This is a genomic window from Rhizobacter sp. P3_C12, from assembly GCF_056402735.1.
Genome location: NZ_JBFUGW010000475.1, coordinates 1 through 2,850, shown reverse-complemented (window position 1 = coordinate 2,850; position 2,850 = coordinate 1). Strand labels below are relative to the sequence as shown.

4 protein-coding genes are annotated in these 2,850 nt (G+C 67.3%); 3 read left to right on the top strand and 1 reads right to left on the bottom strand.

Translation table 11 applies throughout. The features are described 5' to 3' along the window. A partial coding sequence (locus AC1DXV_RS33365; protein ID WP_477937837.1) for a response regulator occupies positions 1-403 on the bottom strand: 403 nt, incomplete at its 3' end. 191 nt (positions 404-594) lie between these two features. On the opposite strand from AC1DXV_RS33365, the gene AC1DXV_RS33360 reads away from it, so the two are divergent. From AC1DXV_RS33360 to AC1DXV_RS33350, 3 genes are all read left to right on the top strand, one after another. Further along, entirely contained in the window at positions 595-1,818 is a 1,224-nt protein-coding gene (locus tag AC1DXV_RS33360; protein WP_477937835.1) for an NAD(P)H-dependent flavin oxidoreductase, read from the top strand. 256 nt (positions 1,819-2,074) lie between these two features. Continuing rightward, complete coding sequence (locus tag AC1DXV_RS33355) at positions 2,075-2,500, top strand: Tse2 family ADP-ribosyltransferase toxin (protein WP_477873762.1); 426 nt, start codon at positions 2,075-2,077, stop codon at positions 2,498-2,500. Positions 2,501-2,510: 10 nt separating this feature from the next. After that, positions 2,511-2,693, top strand: a complete 183-nt coding sequence (locus AC1DXV_RS33350) for a hypothetical protein (RefSeq protein WP_477873761.1) — start codon at positions 2,511-2,513, stop codon at positions 2,691-2,693. Positions 2,694-2,850 lie beyond the last annotated feature (157 nt).

Sequence of the window (2,850 nt, the reverse complement as noted above, 5' to 3'; positions counted from 1 at the left end):
GGGCTGGAGCGACGAGCGCCGGGGCAGCCACGCGCCGCAGCACCGACTTGATCCGCGCGAGCAGCTCGCGCAGGTCGAACGGCTTGGTGACGTAGTCGTCGGCGCCGATCTCCAGGCCGACCACCTTGTCGACCGCATCGCCGCGGCCGGTGACGATGATGAGCCCGCACTGGTGGTGCTCGCGCAGCCGGCGCGCGATCACGAAGCCGTCCTCGCCCGGCAGGCCCAGGTCCAGCAGCACCAGCGACGGCGGGTCGGTGGCCATCAAGGCATCGAGCGCGCGGCCCTGGTGGACCTGGGACACCCTGAAGCCCTGGCCGCCGAGGTAGTTGGCGAGCAACTGGGTGATGTCCACCTCGTCGTCCAGCACGGCGATGTGTTGCGGAACCCCCTGCGATGTCACGGCATGCCCCTTGTGGTGCGGTCTGTGTGTGYGTCCGCGTTCTGGCGGCCTGTGGCCTGCCCGTCGGCGGCCTCGCGGGACTATACGCGGCGCCGCCGCGCGCATCGAATGCCGTGGCGATTGATCGGGCGCAAGGCGGCCCGCGCACGCCGTTGCTATGGTGCGCGCCACCGTCCACACCACCTTGCCCCATGCCCGATTCCGTCGATCGATCCACCCTGCCCGAYGCGCTGATGCAGGCTGCCGTGCAAGGCGGCCTCGCCCCGTTGGCGCTCGGCGGCCGCAGGCTGCTGCCGATCGTGCAGGGCGGCATGGGCGTCGGCGTGTCGGCGCACCGGCTCGCGGGCACGGTGGCGGGCTTCGGTGCGATGGGCACGCTGTCGTCGGTCGACCTGCGGCGCCATCACTCGGACCTGATGGCGCTGACGCCCGACCTGCCGCCTGGCCGCGAGGCCACGGAGGCGGCCAAGCTGGCGATCAACGCGGCCAATCTGGTCGCGATCGAGCGCGAGATCCGCGCGGCACGCGCCCTCTCCGGCGGGCGCGGGCTGCTCGCGATCAACGTGATGCGCGCGGTCAGCGACTATGCGCCGTCGGTGACGCGGGCGCTCGAATGCGGCATCGACGCGGTGGTCGTCGGCGCCGGGCTGCCGCTGGACCTGCCGGAGCTGGCGAGCGAGCACCCGAGCACGCTGCTGATCCCGATCCTGTCGGACGCGCGCGGCGTGCAGTTGCTGGTGCGCAAGTGGGAGCGCCGCAAGCGCCTGCCCGACGCGATCGTCATCGAGCACCCGGGGCTGGCCGGTGGCCACCTGGGCGCGGCGCGCATCGGCGACCTGCATGACGCGAGGTTCGATTTCGAGACGGTGATTCCGCAGGTGCTGGCCTTCCTGCGCAGCGGCGGCTACGAGAAACAGATCCCGCTGATCGCGGCCGGCGGCGTGCGCAGCCATGCCGATGTGCGGCGGCTGCAGGCGCTGGGCGCTGCAGCGGTGCAGCTGGGCACGCCGTTCGCGGTGACGCACGAGTGCGATGCGCACGACGCCTTCAAGCAGGTGCTGGCACAGGCGCGCGATGAAGACCTGGTCGAGTTCACCAGCGTGGCCGGCCTGCCGGCGCGCGCGGTGCCGACAGCCTGGCTGCGCAACTACCTGAAGGCCGAGCCGCGCCTGCAGCAGACGGCGCACGCGAAGCCGCGCTGCACGCTGGATTTCGACTGCCTCGCGCAATGCGGATTGCGCGACGGGTTGCCGGGCTGGGGGCAGTTCTGCATCGACACGCAACTGGCCGCGGCACTGCGCGGGGATGTGAAGAAGGGGTTGTTCTTCCGCGGGGTGGGCAAGCTGCCGTTCGGGGAGCAGATCCGCGGGGTGGATGAATTGTTGCGGCACATGGTGACGCCGCTGCCGATCTGACGGCCTGAAGGCCTACACTGCGGCCCGGCATGTTCAATGGACCTCGAACCATTGAAAGGCGCGTGATGAAGTTGCTCCGCGCCCCAGGCCATCCGCCACATCGCCAGGGGTAGCCACAGCTGCCCTCCGAGTTGCCCGACCCACTCACGGCCGGGTTCGCACTCCGTCCGGTCAAAACGACAGCACCGCTGCGTCAGGCTCGGCAAGCTTCAACCATCGAATCTGCAGTTCTGATTCTGAACACTCAGGAGAGGCCATGACATCAGAGCAGTACCTTGTTCGAATCGAGGCATCGATGAAAATCGACCTTGACCTCTATCGAAGCGGGAATTCCACATCGCCACGCTTCGACAATGTCAGAGACAAAGACATCGTGAAATTCAAGGATTCACCAAGCGGGCTCGTCAACGTCAAGGGAATGTCCGGCGGCATTTCGACGTTCTCGGCCCCGCGCCCGGAGCCGAATTGGTGGTGGATCAGAGCCGGGACTGTCGTCCCCAAGGGCCTGGTCATCACACGAGACAACACTGACCCCAGGACCGGCATCACTCACTACACAATCCGCCCGGCGGAAAACATGCTGCTGACGGTCTACACGGAGCAGGTGTGCAAGCTCGTTGGCGTCTCCAAGCTGCCGATTGAAGAAGCCATCCTGCGCGGTGGCCGCTGGATCCACGACTGAGGGCAATGACATGGAATGGTCTGAAATCAACTGCATCATCTCGGCACTCGAAGCATTGATCGAGAAGTACGAGACCTCGCTCAAAGGCGGCATGCTCGATGAGGACGATCAATCGGACGTCAGCAATGACCTCGCCTATGCAGTCGTGCTGAAGGGCAAGTACGAGGAGATGCGTGCGAAGGCTGCAGGCTGAAGCAAGCTCACCGCAACAACTGCAGCAGCGTCTCCATGTCCACCGGCTTCACCAGGTGCTCGTCGAAGCCGTGCGCCGCCGACTTGAGCCGGTCCTCCGCCTGCCCGTAGCCGGTCAGCGCGATCAGCTTCAGCGCGCTGCCCCCCTCCCTCGCGCG